The sequence below is a fragment of the Pandoraea sp. E26 genome (genome assembly GCF_000681415.1).
Lineage (GTDB): Bacteria > Pseudomonadota > Gammaproteobacteria > Burkholderiales > Burkholderiaceae > Pandoraea > Pandoraea pnomenusa.
This window is the reverse complement of record NZ_AYXJ01000040.1, coordinates 41877-58832: the sequence shown is the minus strand read 5'-3', so window position 1 is coordinate 58832 and position 16956 is coordinate 41877. Positions and strand designations below refer to the sequence as shown.

At 66.7% G+C, this 16956-nt stretch carries 15 protein-coding genes; 8 read left to right on the top strand and 7 right to left on the bottom strand.

What is annotated here, in order from left to right; translation table 11 throughout:
* Window positions 1-293 precede the first annotated feature (293 nt).
* Window positions 294-605, top strand: a complete 312-nt coding sequence (locus tag W930_RS0123460; RefSeq protein WP_023873347.1) for a DUF4148 domain-containing protein — start codon at window positions 294-296, stop codon at window positions 603-605.
* A gap of 109 nt (window positions 606-714) precedes the next feature.
* Here the strand turns inward: W930_RS0123460 and W930_RS0123455 are convergent, their stop codons facing one another.
* Window positions 715-1416: a helix-turn-helix transcriptional regulator gene (locus tag W930_RS0123455; RefSeq protein WP_023873346.1), complete on the bottom strand. Its 702-nt coding sequence runs from the start codon at window positions 1414-1416 to the stop codon at window positions 715-717.
* A gap of 151 nt (window positions 1417-1567) precedes the next feature.
* Between W930_RS0123455 and W930_RS28635 the strand changes: the two genes are divergently transcribed.
* The 3 genes from W930_RS28635 to W930_RS0123440 all read left to right on the top strand — a co-directional run bounded on the left by W930_RS28635 (window position 1568) and on the right by W930_RS0123440 (window position 5782).
* Window positions 1568-2788, top strand: coding sequence for a cytochrome P450 (locus W930_RS28635; RefSeq protein WP_023873345.1), 1221 nt, complete (start codon window positions 1568-1570; stop codon window positions 2786-2788).
* A gap of 209 nt (window positions 2789-2997) precedes the next feature.
* Entirely contained in the window at window positions 2998-4422 is a 1425-nt protein-coding gene (locus W930_RS28630; RefSeq protein WP_023873343.1) for an MFS transporter, read from the top strand.
* Between the two features lie 106 nt (window positions 4423-4528).
* Window positions 4529-5782, top strand: coding sequence for an Hsp70 family protein (locus tag W930_RS0123440; protein ID WP_023597225.1), 1254 nt, complete (start codon window positions 4529-4531; stop codon window positions 5780-5782).
* A gap of 122 nt (window positions 5783-5904) precedes the next feature.
* On the opposite strand, the gene W930_RS0123435 is transcribed toward W930_RS0123440, so the two are convergent.
* The 6 genes from W930_RS0123435 to zwf form a co-directional block, all read right to left on the bottom strand.
* Window positions 5905-7404 (bottom strand): AMP nucleosidase, encoded by a 1500-nt coding sequence (locus W930_RS0123435; protein WP_023597226.1) that lies wholly within the window; start codon window positions 7402-7404, stop codon window positions 5905-5907.
* Between the two features lie 207 nt (window positions 7405-7611).
* Window positions 7612-7821 carry a dodecin gene (locus W930_RS0123430; RefSeq protein ID WP_023597227.1) on the bottom strand — a complete coding sequence of 70 codons (210 nt, stop codon included), beginning with the start codon at window positions 7819-7821 and terminating at the stop codon, window positions 7612-7614.
* Between the two features lie 46 nt (window positions 7822-7867).
* Window positions 7868-8467: a MarR family winged helix-turn-helix transcriptional regulator gene (locus tag W930_RS28625; protein WP_023597228.1), complete on the bottom strand. Its 600-nt coding sequence runs from the start codon at window positions 8465-8467 to the stop codon at window positions 7868-7870.
* Between the two features lie 116 nt (window positions 8468-8583).
* The gene (locus W930_RS28620; protein WP_023873340.1) at window positions 8584-10458 is read right to left on the bottom strand and encodes a bifunctional transcriptional regulator/glucokinase; all 1875 of its coding nucleotides are present in this window, start codon (window positions 10456-10458) and stop codon (window positions 8584-8586) included.
* Window positions 10436-11113 carry a 6-phosphogluconolactonase gene (gene pgl / locus W930_RS0123415; RefSeq protein ID WP_023873339.1) on the bottom strand — a complete coding sequence of 226 codons (678 nt, stop codon included), beginning with the start codon at window positions 11111-11113 and terminating at the stop codon, window positions 10436-10438. The genes W930_RS28620 and pgl overlap by 23 nt, the downstream gene beginning before the upstream one ends.
* A 90-nt stretch (window positions 11114-11203) precedes the next feature.
* Window positions 11204-12697 carry a glucose-6-phosphate dehydrogenase gene (zwf, locus tag W930_RS0123410; protein ID WP_023597229.1) on the bottom strand — a complete coding sequence of 498 codons (1494 nt, stop codon included), beginning with the start codon at window positions 12695-12697 and terminating at the stop codon, window positions 11204-11206.
* A 309-nt stretch (window positions 12698-13006) separates the two neighbouring features.
* On the opposite strand from zwf, the gene edd reads away from it, so the two are divergent.
* From edd to W930_RS0123390, 4 genes are all read left to right on the top strand, one after another.
* Window positions 13007-14854: a phosphogluconate dehydratase gene (edd, locus tag W930_RS0123405; protein ID WP_235195581.1), complete on the top strand. Its 1848-nt coding sequence runs from the start codon at window positions 13007-13009 to the stop codon at window positions 14852-14854.
* Between the two features lie 125 nt (window positions 14855-14979).
* Window positions 14980-15357 carry a hypothetical protein gene (locus W930_RS0123400; RefSeq protein ID WP_023597231.1) on the top strand — a complete coding sequence of 126 codons (378 nt, stop codon included), beginning with the start codon at window positions 14980-14982 and terminating at the stop codon, window positions 15355-15357.
* 72 nt (window positions 15358-15429) lie between these two features.
* A complete protein-coding gene (dapA, locus tag W930_RS0123395) occupies window positions 15430-16311 on the top strand; it encodes a 4-hydroxy-tetrahydrodipicolinate synthase (RefSeq protein WP_023873337.1) in 882 nt (293 codons plus the stop codon).
* A 40-nt stretch (window positions 16312-16351) separates the two neighbouring features.
* Entirely contained in the window at window positions 16352-16933 is a 582-nt protein-coding gene (locus W930_RS0123390) for a hypothetical protein (RefSeq protein WP_023873336.1), read from the top strand.
* Window positions 16934-16956 lie beyond the last annotated feature (23 nt).

Sequence of the window (16956 nt, the reverse complement as noted above, 5' to 3'; positions counted from 1 at the left end):
TCGGGGCGTCGGGGCGTCGGACGGGCTGGCCCGTTTCCAGACGGCGACATTGCGTCGCCGTCCTTTTATTTAACTTGTTCATTAGAGGACAAGCTCGACTTCCAACTGAGCCTTGACCGCCTCGAAACCCTTTGCTCATGGGGCTTTCGAGGCAGCCCATTCTTCGCAATGCATTGTTGCGCCGCACGCGGTTACTCCTGCGACGTGGTCGTCCTACCTTAGAGGCGTAGGCGGTGCCGGACATCCAGAACGATCCGGCCGACCACCAGAAAAGCAATGACAGGAGAAAAAACATGACCCGCACCCTTTCCCATCTGACGATTGCCGCCGCCCTCGCCTTGGCCGCCATCCCCGCCGCGTTTGCCGGTACCGGTGCAAACGGCTATCCGAACGAAAACTTCTTCTGGCAATCGAGCGTGTACAGCGAAAAGCTCGCGGTGCCGCGCGCGCAGGTCCGTGAACAACTGGTCCGGGCGCAGGCGCAAGGCACGCTCACCCAGACCGACAGCCAGTACCCGGTGCTGGTGACGTACGGCAACCCGGTCGGCGAACGCGTCAACGGCTCGGCGGGTGCACTGAGCAATTCGACCTACATCGGCAGCTGAGCCGGCGCTCGCCCGGCAACGACAGTGCCAGGCGTCGACTCACCGCACAACCGACACCCCGCGAACCTTTGCGGGGTGTTTTGTTATGGAGACGAAGCCAGGCAGCGTCTCAGGCCGCGATGTCCGCGAGCTTCCGATCTCCCAAAGGCGTGACACGCAGCGCGCGCGCCACTCGCGTCGGTTCGAGCCACTTCGCCTCGAGGCACTTGCCAAGCAACGCCGCACCCAGCGCGCCGCCGAGGTGCGGCTTGCGTTCGCTCCAGTCAGGACAGGTGCAGGCGAAGCGGCGTCTGCGCGTGTGCGCTTGCGAGAGATCGACGCCGAGCGCTGTCATGCCGCGCATGCCCGCGTCCGTCAGGGCCACATCGCTGCCGTCCACGCGAATCCACTGGCGGGCCTGCATCCTCGCGAAGAGCTCGACGGCGACCTCCCCGGCGAGATGGTCGTAGCACGTGCGCGCATGGCGCAATGGCACCGGCGTGACACGGCTCGCCGGCACGGAGCGAGGGCGGAGTTCCTGCGTCGCCAATACCGCGCTGGCCAGCGCCTCGATGGCCGCCGCTGCCTCGGGGGTGGCAATGCGGAAATACCGGTGGCGCCCACGCGACTCCTGCGCCAGCACGCCGCCGTCGACGAGGCGCGCCAGATGTCCGCTCGCGCTCGACGGCGACAGACCGGCCACGAGCGCCAGCTCGCCGGCCGGACGCGCAGAGCCGTCCATCAACGCCCACAGCATGGTCATGCGTCCCGCGTCGGCGAGCAGCGCCGCGAGCGAGCTGACGCCCGGCGCGTGATCTCTTGCGATATCCATGGCAATGACCTCATGAAGTACTTGCCTCGCAGTATAGGCGGGCCCTGCGCTCAACACTTCAGCGCGTGATGAAACGTGGCGGCCTCACCGGCGCCTACGATAACCCTTGCCCCTTATCGCGATATCGCGACCTTACCGGGAGACGCCCGCCATGCTTGCCGTTCATACCGAATCCCCCGCCCTGCCATCGCCGGCAAACCCGTTGGCGGCCGTGGGTCATCCCGATCCGTACCCCTATTACGCAGCGCTCGCCGCACGGCATCCCTTCGACTTCGATGCCTCGCTCGGCCTATGGGTCGCCGCCGGCCCCCAAGCCGTCGCCGCCGTGCTGCGGCATCCGGCGTGTGGCGTGCGCCCTGTCGGAGCCCGCGTGCCCGCCGCACTGACCGATGGTGCCGCAGGCGACTGGTTCGGCGAACTCGTCCGAATGAACGACGGGGCGGCCCATGCATCGCTCAAGCCATGGCTCTCGGCACGACTGGCCACGCTGCGCACCGATGCTGCCGCGATCAGCAGGCTTCGCGAGGCGAGCCAGGCCGCCTGCGCGGACGCGTATCTCGCCTGCGGCGACTGGCCGCCGGCGCGCCTGGACGATTTCGTATTCCGTCAGCCGATCTACGCCCTCGCGGCATGGCTCGGCGTCGCCCCCGCACAATGGGCGGACGTGTATGACGACGTTCACACGCTCGTCGCCGCGATGGCCGAGGCGGGCAGCCCTTCGCCTCGCAAGGAGGTGCTCGCTCGCGGACACCGTGCGGCGGCGACGCTGCGCCACCGGATCGACGACTGGCTCGACAACGGCGCCACGCCGGGCACATGGCTGCGCGAGACCGCGCGGCGCGCCGCACGCGGCGAAGGCCCGGACGACGACGCGCTCGCCGCCAACATCGCAGGCCTTTTCACGCAAACCCACGACGCGTGCGCGGGCCTTGTTGCCAACAGCCTGCGACGCATCGCGCGGCGCGCGACGACGCTCGTGCAACCGGACGAGTTGCGGACCGCGGAGGCGGTCGTCGGCGAGGTCCTGCGCCTCGATCCCCCGGTACAGAACACGCGCCGGTTCCTGCTCGCGCCAGCGGTCATCGGCGAGCGCACGCTCGCACCCGGCGAAGGCATCCTCGTCTTACTCGCCGCCACACCGGCGACAGACGCGACACACGCGACACACGCCCATGACAACCTCGCGCCGACCTTCGGGCAAGGCCCGCACACCTGCCCTGGTCACTCGCCCGCCGTAACCGTCGCGGCCGTCGGGGTTCAGGCGATCCTCGCCAGCCGCGTCGACCTGAAGATGCTGGCGGGCGGCACCGCCTGCCATCCGCTGGCGAACGTCCGTATCGCGCGCTTTGATTCGGCCGCGTCAACGCGTTAATGCCTCAACGGCCACGCCAAATTATCAGTTTTATCTGTCGAAACCATAGTTTCAACAGACAAAACATAGCGAATCGTACGCGACGCCAGGCATGGCGGGGGTTTACGGGCAAGCGCAGCCCCCTCCAACGATTTCAGGCAGCATGACGGTTTGTCCGCACGTCTGCGCGGTTCCCGCGCCGGCGTGCCGCTCCGTCCTGCCCTGCTCTCATGTCCGACACCTACACTGACGGCATGCCCATGCCCGCCCGGGTCTGGGCCATTGCGACCGTCATGCTCGCCATCTCGCTCTCGGTACTCGACGGCGCCATTGCCAACGTGGCGCTGCCGACCATCGCGCGCGATCTGAACGCCAGCCCCGCCACGTCGATCTGGATCGTGAACGCGTACCAACTCGCGATCACGATTTCGTTGCTGCCGCTTGCCGCACTTGGCGAAATCGTGAGCTATCGACGCGTCTACACCTACGGTCTGGCATTGTTCACGCTCGCCTCGCTCGCCTGCGCGCTCTCCGACTCGCTCGTCACGCTCACACTCGCCCGGGTTGTGCAGGGCTTCGGTGCGGCCGGCATCATGAGCGTGAACACAGCGCTGGTGAAGGCCATCTACCCGTCGCGCTGGCTCGGTCGTGGCGTCGCGCTCAACTCGCTGATCGTGGCCGTGTCTTCGGCGGCCGGCCCCACGATCGCCGCCGGCATTCTCTCGGTCGCTCACTGGCCGTGGCTGTTCGCGGTCAATGTGCCGCTCGGGGTCGTCGCGTTCGCCATTGCGGTGCGCTCGTTGCCCGACAGCGTGCGCGCCTCGCATCCCTTCGACTGGATTGGCGCGGTACTGAGCGCCCTCACCTTCGGGCTACTGATCTCAGGCATCGATTCGTTCGGGCACGGACAGGAACGATGGCTCGTGGCGGTCGAACTCGCGGCCGCCGTGATCATCGGTACGATTTTCGTGCGGCGCCAGCGCCATCAGCCGGTGCCGCTCCTGCCCGTCGATCTGCTGCGCATTCCGATCTTCGGGCTGTCGATCTGCACCTCCATGGCGTCGTTCTGCGCGCAAATGCTCGCGTATGTATCGCTGCCATTCTTCCTGCAGGACACGCTGGGCTTCGATCACGTACAGACCGGCCTGCTGATGACGGCGTGGCCGCTCACGATCGTGGTCGTCGCGCCGCTGGCAGGGCGCCTGCTGGAGCATTACAAGCCGGGCTTGCTCGGCGCGGTCGGGATGGCCGCGTTCGCGCTCGGGCTGCTTGCGCTCGGTCTGCTGCCAGCGCATGCGCAACCCGTCGATATCGTCTGGCGCATGGCGCTGTGCGGCTTCGGCTTCGGCTTGTTTCAGTCGCCCAACAATTACGCCATGCTGATGTCCGCGCCGGCGCATCGCAGCGGCGGCGCCAGCGGCATGCTTGGGACGGCTCGCCTCACAGGGCAGACCACGGGCGCGGCACTCGTGGCGCTCGTCTTCAGTGTCGCCCCCGACGGACACGGCACCCGTGCGTCGCTCTATGTCGCCGCTGCGTTCGCGGCGGTCGCGGCCGTGGTCAGCAGTCTTCGTACGCTGCCGGCCGCCCAGTCCGGCGCGGGATCGTCGGGAACGTCGGGGCCGACGCGCGCTTCCGGCTCACCGGACGAATGACGGGCCACCTGCCCGCCGCCGCGCCCGGGCGGGTTAGACCGGACGCCCGCCCGGCCGTGCTACACTGCCGACCTTTTACGGCTCGCCTGCGCGGGCCGCAAATGCCATGAGTTTCTGCGCCATCGATTTCGGCACCTCGAATTCCGCCGTCGCCATTCAGAGCGGCGACGCCATGCGTCTGGTCGAACTTGAAGCCGGCTACGGCACCCTGCCCACCGCCGTGTTCTTCAATGCCGATGAAGGTGGCCGCGCGTCGTTCGGCCGTCAGGCCGTGGCCGATTACGTCGACGGCTATGACGGGCGTCTCATGCGCTCGCTCAAGAGCCTGCTCGGTTCCTCCCTGATCGAAAGCACCACCGACCTAGGCAACGGCTCGGCGATGCGCTACATCGACATCATCGCCACCTTCCTGCGTCATTTGCGCTCGCACGCCCTGAAAGCGGATGGCGGCGATCTGCGCCAGGTGGTCATGGGTCGCCCGGTGTTCTTCGTCGACGACGACCCGCGTGCCGACGCCGCCGCGCAACGCTCGCTCGAACAAAGCGCGCGCGACGTGGGCTTCCAGGACGTTCAGTTCCAGTTCGAGCCGATTGCGGCGGCCTTCGATTACGAGTCGCGCCTCGCGCAGGAGCAGCAGGTGCTCGTGGTCGACATCGGGGGCGGCACATCGGACTTCTCGCTCGTGCGCGTGGGCCCGGGGCGCGCTCGCCGTCTGGAGCGCAAGGACGACGTGCTCGCTCACCACGGTGTGCACATCGCCGGAACGGACTTCGACCGTCGCATCGAACTGGCCACCATTCTTCGCGAACTCGGCTACAAGGCCCTCGGCCCCGACGGCAAGGAAGTCCCCAACCGCATCTACTTCGATCTCGCCACGTGGCACCTGATCAACACCGTGTACACGCCCAAACGCGTGGGGGAGCTGGCGTTGACCGCACATCTGTATGCGGATCCGGCGCACCACCGCCGTCTCATGCGCACCGTGGAGCAACGCCTCGGACACGCGCTCGTGGGTCATGCGGAAGACGCGAAGATCGAGGTCTCGTCGGGCGGCGAGACGTACATCGACCTGTCGGTGATCGAGCGCGACCTCGGCATTGCTTTTTCCGAGGCCGGCCTGGTGGAAGCGGTGAGCGACGAAATCGCCAGCATCACGGCGGGCGCCGTGCACACGGCATCGCTGGCGGGACTTCGCGCCGACGACGTCGATGCACTGTACTTCACGGGCGGCTCCACCGGCCTGCGCTGTCTGTCGGACGCGATGTGCGCCGCCTTCCCGAAGGCCACGCCTGTCTATGGCGACCGCCTCGCCAGCGTGGCGCTCGGTCTGGGCATTCATGCGAAGCGAGTGTTCGCGTAAGCGGTGATTCGATAGCGAACGGATAGCAACGACCGGCGAACGGCGGCGAACGCGCGTTCGCCAACGTGAAAAAAGCGCGCGACCGAGAGGTCAGCGCGCTTTTTTTCGTCTGTCGACGGGCGTTACTGGAACGCGACTTCGTTGAAGCTTCGCAGCTTGCGGCTATGCAGGCGATCGAGGCCGTTGTCGCGCAACAGCTCCATCGCCTTCACGCCGATCTTCAGATGCTGATCGACCCGTTCGCGATAGAAGCGGTCCGCCATGCCGGGCAGTTTCAACTCGCCGTGCAGTGGCTTGTCGCTCACGCAGAGCAAGGTACCGTATGGCACCCGGAAGCGAAACCCATTCGCCGCGATGGTCGCGCTCTCCATGTCGAGCGCAATGGCGCGGCTCTGGCTCATGCGCTGCACGGGCTCGCGGTGATCGCGCAATTCCCAGTTACGGTTATCGACCGTCACGACCGTTCCTGTGCGCATCACGCGCTTGAGTTCGAAATCGTCGAGCTGCGTCACGTCGGCCACGGCGCGCTCGAGCGCCACCTGCACTTCGGCCAGCGGCGGCACCGGCACCCACAGTGGCAGGTCGTCGTCGAGCACGTGGTCTTCGCGAACATAGCCGTGCGCCAGGCAGTAGTCGCCCAGACGTTGCGAATTGCGCAGCCCCGCGCAGTGTCCCAGCATCACCCAGGCATGCGGGCGCAGCACCGCGATGTGATCGGTGATCGTCTTCGCGTTCGAAGGGCCCACACCGATATTGACCATGGTGATGCCCGTATTGTCGGGGCGCACGAGATGGTAGGCCGGCATCTGCGGCAACCGCGACGGCGATGTGCCCGCGGGCGCGCGCGCGTCGATGTTCTGGTTCCAGTGCGTGACATTCCCCGGTTCGACGAACGCCGTGTATTGGCTGCGGTATTCGCGCAGCGCCGGATCGTCGGTCTCGCTCATCAATTCCCGTCCCAACTCGACGAATTCGTCGATGTAAAACTGGTAATTCGTGAAAAGCACGTAGTTCTGGAAATGCTCGGGCGAGGTTGCCGTGTAGTGGCGCAGACGATGCAGCGAATAGTCCACGCGCGGCGCCGTGAACAGCGCGAGCGGCAGAATCTCGTCAGGCAGCGGGTCGCGCGTGCCGTTCACGATACTGTCGTCCATCGTCGCCAGATCGGGCACATCGAACACGGTGCGCATGGCGCGCAGGTGAGTCTGGTCGAGATCGCCCTCGAGGTACACGCCGTCCTGATAGGCGAAGTGCACGGGAATCGGCTCGTCCGATACCCCCACTTCGAATGCCACGCCGTGGTTGTGCGCGAGGCGACGAAGCTGCTCGGTGTAATAGTTCTCGAACAGGTCGGGGCGCGTGACGGTCGTCTGGTAGCTGCCTGGCCCCGACACGAAGCCGTAGGACAGGCGCTTGTCGAGCTGGGTGATGTCCTCGGTGGTGATACGAATGAACGGGTAATGCGCGCTCACCCGTCGCGCGGAATCCTTTTGCGTCGAAAAGCGTTCGAACGCGGCGCGAAGGTACGCCGTGTTGGCGTCGTAAATCGTCTTCAGGTAGGCGACGGCTTCCACCGGATCCGCAATCGATCGGGTGGCATGGACCGGTTCTTGTTCGGACATGCGCAAACCTCTTCTATCTTTTTCATGATCTCGAGTATGCGCCTATTGTGACACGACTATACGACACTCGCGTGTGCCTGCGACGAGACGAATTCCCGTGCCGATCCGCTTCGCATCGACACGGGAAAATGCAGACCACACGGGGTCTGGGAAGCACTTGCGGGCATGCGTCCGATCGGTCGCTCCGGTGCCTGCGAACCCGGCCGATCAGTCTTCCAGACGCACGCCGACCTTGAGGGTGACCTGCCAGTGAGCGACCTTGCCGTCCTCGATGTGGCCTCGGGTTTCCGTGATCTCGAACCAGTTCAGGTTGCGCAACGTCTTGCTCGCGCGCTCGATGGCGCATTTGACGGCATCGTCGATCGATTGGGTCGACGAGCCGGTCAGCTCGATCTGCTTGTACACGTGATTCGACATGTCAGTCTCCGGCGTCGGGTTAGGAGACTCCCATGCTAGGCGCGTCCTACCGCGGCCGCAAGTCGGTGCATTCCGACAGCCCGTCCTCGGGACCGTCGAGACGCTGCGCGCCCGGAGAGACAGCCGCGTTCGAGGCCGTCGCTTCGTGGTGCGGCACATCGCGTGGCCCGTCGCGACGCAACGCCGCCGGCACCACGGTGTCGAGCGGCGTCGGCACGACATTGGCGAGATTTCGACGCACCTTCTGCAAGAGCTGCGTGAGTTGGACGCACTCGAATGCCGTGAGCCCCTGCATCGCCTCGTTGCGCACTTCGTCGGAGAGCGCACGGGCGACTTCGAGCTGCGCCACCGCCGCGCGCGTGACGAACAAGCGCTCGATGCGAGGATCTCGCGCGTCCGGCCGGCGCCGCACCCACCCCGCCGCCTCCATGCGCTCGAGCGTTCGCGCGAGCGTCTGCATGGGCGTCTCGAGGATGTCGGCCAGCACCGTCTGGCTCACGCCCCGATTGTCGGCGAGATAGACCAGCAAGCGGCACTGTGCGCGCGTAAGCGGCAGCGTGCGTTGCGCGAGCTGTTCGAAACGGCGTCCGAACAGACGCTGGACGTCTGCCACGAGAAAACCGAATCGTCGGGCGGAATCGGACATTTTCATATGCCGCATTATGATAAACAGGTTTAGGAATATCAAGCGGCGCCGCTCAGCTCGCCGAGGCCCCGAGCCACATCGTGTCGACTGTCTGTCGGATGCCTGTCATTCGCCTGTCAGTCACCTGTCGATTTCCTGTCGGCGTCCTGTCCGCTGCCGTGACCGAGCCAGTCCAGCGCACCCTCGCCCACGGCGTGCCCGCCCGGACCGGCACGCCGGATCGCCACGCCAACGGCCAGCACGTCAATGGCCGCCAGATGCAGTATCCGGGCGATCATCGTCACGTGCGCGCCCATCGTCTCGACGTGATCGTTCGGCAGCACCAGCGTGGCCTTGCGCGCCAGCGGCGAGTTTCGCGCCGTGAGCGCGATAACCTTCGCTCCGCGCCCCACGGCAATATCGACGGCCCGGTTCAGATCCACCGAGCGCCCCGACGCCGAAATTGCCACCACAACGTCGCCATCACCGAGCAAACCCGCGGCGGCCTGCAACAGATACGGGTCGCCATACGCGATGGTTGGCATTCCGAAGCGGAAGAACTTGTAGTGTGCGTCCTGCGCGATCACGCCCGAATTTCCCAGTCCATAGAACTCGATGCGACGCGCGCCGTCGAGCAGCGCGACCGCCGACTCGACCGTCCGGGCGTCGAGGTGCTCGCGCATCTGCAGGATCGACGAGACGGTGTTGTCGAGCACCTTGGCGCTGAACTCCGCCGCCGAGTCGCCCACATGCACCTGCCCGTGGCGCACCGGCAACGTGCCGGTAAGTGCGCTTGCGAGCTTGAGCTTGAAGTCCGACAGCCCCTGGCAGCCAAGCTTGCGGCAAAAGCGGATCACTGTGGGTTGACTCACCCGGGCCAGTCGCGCGATCTCGGCCACCGGTTCCGCCAGCAACGCGCGCGGTTGCTTCAGCGTGAGTTCGGCAACGCGTTGCTCTGCGGGACTCAGCCGGTCGCGCAGACGATGCAGACGGTCGATCAACGCCCCCGCGCCGACCGCGTGCGTGCCGAGTTGTTCGGCGAGAATCGCGGACGTGCCGAGAAACGCCGGATGGTCGGCCGTGATCACGAATGTCGGGATCTTCCGCAGATAGGCCTCGAAACGCCCCTTGGCCTCGAAGCGCCGGCGAAACGGGGAGTCCTCGAACAGCTTGCCGAGCTTGGGGATCACGCCGCCACCGAGGTACACGCCGCCGACCGCCCCCAGCGTCACCGCCACATTGCCCGCGAGGGTACCGAGCATCGCGCAAAAGCAGTCGACGGTCTCGCGCGCGAGCGGGTCGCCCGCATGCGCGAGTTTCGCGATCTCGGGGGTCTCGAGTGCCTGCACCTCGCGGCCCTCGCGCGCGGCCAGCGCCTGATAGACGAGCGCCATGCCCGGCCCCGCCACCAGGCGCTCGAAAGACACATGCGGAAAATGCTTCCACGCGTAGCGCAGGACGTCGATTTCGCGTTCGTCGGCCGGCGCGAACGTCGTATGCCCGCCCTCGCTGCCCAGCGCAATCCACCGGTCCGCGGCCGGAATCAGGCCCGACACGCCCACGCCCGTGCCCGGCCCGAGCAAGCCGATGACGCCATTCGGACGCGGCTCGCCGCCCCCCACCTGATGCTTTTGTGCGTCGCTCAGATACGGGAGCGCCATGGCCAGCGCGGTGAAATCGTTGACCACCAGCAGCGTTTCGAAACGCAGCGCACGTCGAGTGGCTTCGATCGAGAAGTGCCAGTCGCGGTTCGTCATGCGAACTTCGTCGCCTTCGATCGGGTTGGCGATCGCGATCGCCGCATGCCGCACAGGCTCGGCGTGATCGGCATCGTCGAGATAGGCGCGAATGACTTCGGGAACACCGGCGTAATCGTCGCACGCGTAATCGCGAATCTCGACAAGGTCGCCCGGCGAAATTTCCAGGGCGAAGCGAGCGTTGGTGCCGCCGATATCGGCAAGCAGACGCGGCCCGCTCAGATGCGGCGGATTATTCCTCACTCCAGAAGACATCGAGACTCACTCCTTCACGGTGGATCAGCCGGGAAATGGCGTTGTCCTGCACCTCGTCCTGCGCCGCTTCCAGTACGGCCCGCTTGGCCGGGCCCTGAATCTGCAGCATGAGCCGCTCGCTGGCCGCGAGCGCCGCCAGCGACCATGAGACCCGCACGTGCGGCGCGCGCTGCGGATGCACGAGCACGAACTTCTCACGGGTGGTGATCGCGTCGTGCCACTGCGGAGCATCGGCGAAGAGTGACGCCGTATGCCCGTCTTCGCCCATGCCCAGCACACACACCTGCGGCACGCCGTGCGCCCAGGTGTCGTTGAGCGTACGCACCTGCAGCGAGGCGCTCGTGCGCGTGTCGACGAGCGGCAGCCAGTGCGCGCCGCTCGCGTGGGCCAGCAGCGTCTCGGCCACGAGCCGCGCGTTGCTCTCATCGTGCGTGGGCGGCAACCAGCGGTCGTCGACCAGCGTGATGTCGACATCGCGCCATGCCACCGGGAGCCGGGCGAGTTGCATGAGGAACGGCCGAGGACTCGCGCCGCCCGACACCGCGAGCAGCGCACGCGGGCGGATCGTCAAGGCTTCGTCGAGCCCGGCGACGACCGCGTTCGCGAGTGCCTGTGCCTGCGCTTCGCGCGTTGGGAAAATTCGCCAGTGGATCATGGGTGTCTACCTCCGTTTGCCTTGACGGTGGACGCGGCGTGCAGCGCGCAACAGCGCCGGACGGCCCGCCGCCGCGCGCCGCAATCCGTCTCAGTTGTCTTCTTCCACCCAGCTCGTGCCGTACTGCGTGAGCAGCGCGCTCGCGGCGGGCGGCCCCCAGGTGCCGGCGGCGTAGCGCTTCGGACCCTTGTGCTGGCGCGCCCAGTACGCCTGGATCGGCGCGACCCAGCGCCAGGCCTGTTCCTGCTCGTCACGTCGTACGAACAGGGCCAGGCGCCCGTGGATGACGTCGAGCAACAAGCGCTCGTAGGCATCCATGCGGTGCCCTTTGAAGAACTGATCGAACGCGAGATCGAGGTGAACCGATTGCAGGTTCATTCCCTCACCCGGCTGCTTCGCCAGGCAGTAGAGGCGGATCGATTCGTTCGGCTGCAGACGGATGACGAGACGGTTCACGCCGGGGTGCGTCGTTGCCTCGCCGAGCAACGGATACGGCGTGGCCCGATAGTTGACGACGATCTCCGCCACACGTTCGCCCAGCCGCTTGCCCGTGCGCAGGAAAAACGGCACGCCGGCCCAGCGCCAGTTGTCGATGTCGGCCTTCAGGGCCACGAACGTTTCGGTCTGGCTGTCGGCGGGCACCCCCGGCTCGTCCACGTAAGCGGATACGGCCGACTTGCCGATGGCCCCGCCGCCGTATTGGCCGCGCACCACGTTGCGGGCCACTGACTCGTCGTCAAGCCGGCGCAGCGAACGCAGCACGCGAAGCTTCTCGTCGCGCACGGCGTCGGCGTCCATCGACAACGGCGGCTCCATCGCCACGATGGCGAGCAGTTGCAGCAGGTGGTTCTGCACCATGTCGCGCAGCGCGCCGGTCTGCTCATAGAACTCGCCGCGCCCCTCCACCCCGATCTCCTCCGCGATCGTGATCTGGATGTTCTCGATCAGGTCACGCCGCCACAGCGGTTCGAAAATCGCATTGCCGAAACGCAGCGCGAGCAGGTTCTGCACGGCCTCCTTCCCGAGGTAATGGTCGATGCGGTAAATCTGGTCTTCGCGGAAGATCGCGCCCACGGCGTCGTTGATCGCCTCGGACGATGCGAGATCGTGGCCCAGCGGCTTCTCGAGCACGATGCGCCCGTTCTCGTTGAGCCCCGCCCTTCGCAGCCCTTCACAAATCGGAATGAATAACGACGGCCCGGTGGCCAGATAGAAGATGCGCACGCCGGGCCGCTTCGCCAGCCGTCCGGCCAGCACGTCGAATTCCGCCTGGCGCCCGAGATCGAGCGGCATGTAATCGATCGTCGCCAGAAACTGCTTCCACGCCGCCTCGTCCCACACGTCGGGCTTGATATGGCCTCGCACGTGCTCTTCGCACCAGGTGTGGTAGCCGGCGGCATCCATCGGTTTGCGGGAGACGGCCAGAATGCGGCCGGTGGCAGTCGCGTCCGAGGCATCGGCCCGGCCGTCGGACCCGAGCTGCCCGGTGCGGAACGCCCGGAACAACGAAGGGAGTACCTTGCGCAGCGACAAATCGCCGGTGGCACCGAACAACACAAAGGTATAGGGTGAAGGCGTATGCATGGCAGAGACGATGACACTGAAAGATGGCACTGGAAGAGCGCAACTTTGACACTGCATTGTAGTTTAACTACACTTCAATTCAACAAAATCTCGTGCTTTCACTACATCTCACGGTCTGCATGACGAGGTACCTCGGCGCGGGAAGCGCGCGCCCGATGCAGAAGCCGACGGCAGGCGCCTCGCGTGGGCGGACATGGCGGCCCGAATGGCCGAACGACACGAAAGGCGCGAAAGCCGCTCGACCTCCGACGGCGCGGAAGCCCCGAAATATCGGAATCCCCACAAGCCCCACAACGTCCCGGAATCACCATGACTCAGTCTTCGCATAATGTGTCGCTGCATCCGGTGGTCAAGCGCGTGACAGAGCGCCTGATCGAGCGTAGCCGGCCGTCCCGTCAGGCGTATCTGGAGGGCGTGGCCCGCGCCGCACAGGGACAGCCCGGACGGGAGAGGATCGGATGCGCCAACCTCGCGCATGCATTGGCGGCAGCGCCCGCCGACGACCGTCTCAGGATCCGCTCCGAACGCACCCCCAACATCGGCATCGTCACCGCATACAACGATATGCTTTCGGCGCACGCGCCATTCGCCGAGTTCCCAGACATCATCAAGTCGGCGGCGCGCTCGCATGGCGCAAGCGCCCAGGTGGCCGGCGGCGTGCCCGCCATGTGCGACGGCGTGACGCAAGGCTATGCCGGCATGGAACTGTCGCTCTTCTCCCGTGACGTGATCGCCATGGCGTCGGTGGTCGCGCTCTCGCACCAGATGTTCGACGCGGCCATGTTCCTCGGCGTATGCGACAAGATCGTGCCGGGTCTCGTGATTGCCGCACAGGCGTTCGGCCACCTGCCCGCCGTGTTCAGTCCGGCCGGCCCCATGCCCTCGGGACTGCCCAACGACGAGAAGTCGCGCATCCGCCAGGAGTACGCCGCCGGGCGCGTCACGCGCGCCGCGCTGCTCGACGCCGAACTCGCGGCCTATCACGCCGAAGGCACCTGCACGTTCTACGGCACTGCGAACAGCAATCAGATGCTCATGGAGTTCATGGGCCTGCATCTGCCGGGCGCGTCGTTCGTCAACCCCCATACGCCGCTGCGCCACGCGCTCACGCAAGCCGCCACGGCGCGCGCGGTAGCCCTCGCGAAATCGGGCATCACCACGTCGCAGATCCTCGACGAGCGCGCTTTCGTCAACGGCGTGGTCGGCCTGCTCGCGACCGGCGGCTCGACCAACCACACGCTGCACCTGGTCGCCATGGCGCACGCGGGCGGCATCCTGCTCGACTGGCAGGACTTCGCGGAACTGTCCGACGTCACGCCGCTACTCGCCCACATCTACCCGAGCGGCAAGGCCGACGTGAACCAGTTCCAGGCGGCGGGTGGTCTGAATTTCCTCATTCGCGAACTGCTCGACGCCGGCTTCCTGCACAACGACGTGACCACGGTCATGGGGCACGGGCTGCGCGCGTACACGCAGGAAGCCTGCCTGCGCGATGACGTGCTGTGCTGGCAGGACGTTCCCGCCGAATCGCTCGACGAGAACATCGTGCGTCCGGCCTCGCGACCGTTTGCGCCCGAGGGCGGCCTGCGCATGCTCGCCGGCAATCTCGGACGCGCCGTCATCAAGTCGTCGGCCGTCAAACCCGAGCACCAGAAGGTGCGCGCACCCGCGCGCGTGTTCTCGGATCAGGAGTCCGCCCAGGCCGCGTTCAAGGCGGGCGAACTGACGCGCGACGTGGTCGTGGTGGTGCGCTTTCAGGGGCCCCGCGCGAACGGCATGCCGGAGCTGCACAAGCTCATGCCGATGCTCGGCTTGCTGCAGGACGAAGGTCACCATGTGGCGCTCGTGACCGACGGCCGGATGTCGGGCGCGTCCGGCAAGGTGCCCGCCGCCATTCATCTGTCGCCAGAAGCCGAGCAGGGCGGCATGCTCGCGCGCGTGCAGGATGGCGACATCATCACCATCGACTGCGAAAAGAACCTCCTTCATTGCGAAATCGACGACGCCGCACTCGCCGCACGCCGCCCGGCGTCGCCGCCGCAACGCCCGTTCGATCCCTGGCGCAATGTCTTCTCGCTGTTCCGGCGCAATGTCGGCGCCGCGCCGCACGGCGCCTGCGTGCTCTTCGACGACGCCGAGTATCCGAAGGACAGTTGACGACGGCGCCTTCGCGTCGCGTCGCATTCGCCGCATCAGGGCGTCAGGAAATCTTGACGCCTTTTTTATTCGTGCGTCCCTAGACTGGCTTCGTCGTCACTTCCGTCGTCATCCGACACGTTGCCATGCCCACGCTTGCCCAGCCCGCCAACCTCGAACCTCCCGCTGCCAACGCCGCGATGCCCCGCATCGGCGACATGCCCGGCATCGCGGCCGAGCGCAACATCGCGCGTCAACGCAATCGCCACAGCCCCCGCGTTCGCCTCGACGCGACGCTCGACATCACCCTCAGCCGCACCGCTGTCTCGACGCTGGCCGTCACGCTCGCCATGCGCCTGCCCCCGCCCTGGCGCGTCGAGACGATTCGCGCGATACGGCGCGATACGGCCGCCGTGGTGTCGATTGCCCTGCCGCGCGTCGAAGCCTCGCACGCCATGCATGCGGTGATGCAGTCGCTGCCCGAGGCCGAATTCGGCGTACTGCGACTGCGCCCCGCCGCCTGACGTCTGGCGCGGACCGTCTGTAAGAATCCTGAGCCATTACGCCAGCCGCCCCCTTAATTCGCCCCCCATCCTATGCATTCAACCCGCTTTCTCGGCGTGTGGATTCCGCTCGTCACGCCCATGACCGGCGCCAACGGCGACCGGATCGATCGCCACGCGTTCGCACGCCTCGTGGACTACTACCTCGCCGCGGGCGTCGACGGCCTCGTGGTGGCCGGCACCACCGGCGAAGGCGCGCTGCTCGACGACGAGGAGCGCCGCTGGCTCGTCGAAGCCGCGTGCCATCTCGCTCGCGATCACGCGCCGATACTCGCGGGTATCGGCGCGGCCGACACGAGCCACGCCGCGCGGCAGATGCGCCAACTCGACGATTTGCCCCTCTCGGGGTATCTCGTCTCGCCGCCCTACTATCTGCGTCCGTCGCAGGAGGGCATCCTCTGGCACTATCGCGCGCTCGCCGCCGGCACGCGCAAGCCGATCGTGCTCTACGACGTGCCGTTGCGCACCGGTGTGGCGCTCGACGTCGAAACGATCCGCGAACTGGCGTCGCACGAGCGCTTCGCGGCCATCAAGGCGTGCGACGCCGATGCGCTTGTGCGTCTGCCGTCGCAAGTCGACCTGCCGGTGCTGTGCGGCGACGACCTGCAACTGCTGCCCGCATTGCAGGCCGGTGCGACGGGCTGCATTTCGGCCGCCGCTCATGTGCGGCCGGACCTGTTCCTCAAGCTCCTGCGCTATGCGCGCGACGGCGACATGGTGCACGCGACGGCACTGTTCAACGGCATGAAGCCCCTCATGCGGCGGCTGTTTGCCGAGCCCAATCCGGTGGCGATCAAGGCCGCGCTCGCCTCGCTCGGACTGTGCGCGCAGACGGTGCGCCGCCCCCTGATGCCGTGCACGACGTCGCTGCGCAAGGAACTCGATGCGCAACTCGAAGTGACCATGGCCTTCTGACGCACCAGACGTCGCCCCTCTCACCCACACGCCAATCGCCATGGACGACCTCGAACGCCATCACCGTACCGTTGCACGTCTGCTCATCAAGCTCTCCGGCACCACGCTCGCCCGGCTCGCCTACGCGACCGGCATCGCCGCCGGCACGATTTCCCGCTGGGTGCACGGCGACGGTTGCGCCCTTGGTGCACAGCGCCGCGACAGACTCTTCGCCGCGCTCGGTGCACGCACCGACGGCGCGAATGTGCGCCTGGCGGCGCGCGCGACCGGCGCGGCGCAGCCGATGTTTCAGATCACCGGCATCTTGCAGGCCGAACGGTTCGCCACCCTCGCCGCACTGACCTCGACACGGTTCGTGGCCGCGCGCGAAACCTGCCAGGGCCGCACACTCGTCAGCGTCGTCACCGACGTGACGGGTTGCACGACCGCCCTGCTCGTGGGCACGCGCGAAGCGCTGGACGAGCTGTACGCCGAACTTGACATCACGGTACCGCCCAGACGTCGCCTGGCGCCGTCGACGCATGCGTGCCGTCCAGCTCGTCCAGCTCGTCCGGATCGTTTTGAGGCGGAACTCGGCGCGTCCGCCTGGCCCTCGCACACGTTGCGCCCGCGCTCCAACTGAATCGGATCGGCGCGCAGGGCGTG

What these genes read in the sequence shown, in the direction of transcription:
- W930_RS0123460 (WP_023873347.1), top strand. Translation starts at nt 294, where the DNA reads ATGACCCGCACCCTTTCCCATCTGACGATTGCCGCCGCCCTCGCCTTG.
- W930_RS0123455 (WP_023873346.1), bottom strand. Translation starts at nt 1,416, where the DNA reads ATGGATATCGCAAGAGATCACGCGCCGGGCGTCAGCTCGCTCGCGGCG.
- W930_RS28635 (WP_023873345.1), top strand. Translation starts at nt 1,568, where the DNA reads ATGCTTGCCGTTCATACCGAATCCCCCGCCCTGCCATCGCCGGCAAAC.
- W930_RS28630 (WP_023873343.1), top strand. Translation starts at nt 2,998, where the DNA reads ATGTCCGACACCTACACTGACGGCATGCCCATGCCCGCCCGGGTCTGG.
- W930_RS0123440 (WP_023597225.1), top strand. Translation starts at nt 4,529, where the DNA reads ATGAGTTTCTGCGCCATCGATTTCGGCACCTCGAATTCCGCCGTCGCC.
- W930_RS0123435 (WP_023597226.1), bottom strand. Translation starts at nt 7,404, where the DNA reads ATGTCCGAACAAGAACCGGTCCATGCCACCCGATCGATTGCGGATCCG.
- W930_RS0123430 (WP_023597227.1), bottom strand. Translation starts at nt 7,821, where the DNA reads ATGTCGAATCACGTGTACAAGCAGATCGAGCTGACCGGCTCGTCGACC.
- W930_RS28625 (WP_023597228.1), bottom strand. Translation starts at nt 8,467, where the DNA reads ATGTCCGATTCCGCCCGACGATTCGGTTTTCTCGTGGCAGACGTCCAG.
- W930_RS28620 (WP_023873340.1), bottom strand. Translation starts at nt 10,458, where the DNA reads ATGTCTTCTGGAGTGAGGAATAATCCGCCGCATCTGAGCGGGCCGCGT.
- pgl (WP_023873339.1), bottom strand. Translation starts at nt 11,113, where the DNA reads ATGATCCACTGGCGAATTTTCCCAACGCGCGAAGCGCAGGCACAGGCA.
- zwf (WP_023597229.1), bottom strand. Translation starts at nt 12,697, where the DNA reads ATGCATACGCCTTCACCCTATACCTTTGTGTTGTTCGGTGCCACCGGC.
- edd (WP_235195581.1), top strand. Translation starts at nt 13,007, where the DNA reads ATGACTCAGTCTTCGCATAATGTGTCGCTGCATCCGGTGGTCAAGCGC.
- W930_RS0123400 (WP_023597231.1), top strand. Translation starts at nt 14,980, where the DNA reads ATGCCCACGCTTGCCCAGCCCGCCAACCTCGAACCTCCCGCTGCCAAC.
- dapA (WP_023873337.1), top strand. Translation starts at nt 15,430, where the DNA reads ATGCATTCAACCCGCTTTCTCGGCGTGTGGATTCCGCTCGTCACGCCC.
- W930_RS0123390 (WP_023873336.1), top strand. Translation starts at nt 16,352, where the DNA reads ATGGACGACCTCGAACGCCATCACCGTACCGTTGCACGTCTGCTCATC.